The organism is Nocardia sp. NRRL S-836 (assembly GCF_001279525.1).
GTDB lineage: Bacteria > Actinomycetota > Actinomycetes > Mycobacteriales > Pseudonocardiaceae > Lentzea.
On sequence record NZ_LGDY01000010.1, the window covers coordinates 1 to 544 of the forward strand.

General features: G+C 68.6%; 1 protein-coding gene. It reads left to right on the plus strand.

The genetic code is table 11. The features are described from left to right. The coding region (locus tag ADL03_RS03295) for a hypothetical protein (protein ID WP_369808921.1) at window positions 1-397 on the plus strand (397 nt) is incomplete at its 5' end. Window positions 398-544: the final 147 nt, after the last annotated feature.

Here is a 544-nt window from a genome sequence, read left to right on the forward strand (position 1 = left end):
GGGTGGTGCTTCCGGGGGTGCGACCGAGGAGGAGGTCGTTTGGCCGGTGTTGCGCGGGGTGGCCGGGGCGTCCGGGGACGAGGGCGTGTGCGGTGCGCCGGAGGCGGAAGGTGAAGCGGCGGAAGGAGAAGGTGAGCTGTCCGGGGTGGGAGCGGTGTCCGGGCGGCGCGTCGGAGTGTCCGGAGTGGACGGAGAGTCCGGTGTGCGAGACGGGCTCGGGGCCGACGAAGGGGACGAGCTGTCCGGGGTGCGTGATGGGCCGTCCGGAGCGGGGGAAGGGGACGACGGCGTCGAGGAAGGCGAGGACGGCGACGAGGGTGAAGAAGGGGACGACGGCGAAGAGTCCGGAGTGGACGAAGACGGCGACGAAGAAGAAGGTGAAGACGGGGAGGAGTGAGAGCCGGATGGGGTGAGGTCCGGGGAGTTGGTGGAGTGGAACAGGCCACCGGGCTTGATGGACTTGGTGGAGATCACGTCCAGGCCGGTCACCTTGCCGACCAGTTTGCCGACGACCTTCATGATCTTGGTGAAGATCTCGACCAGC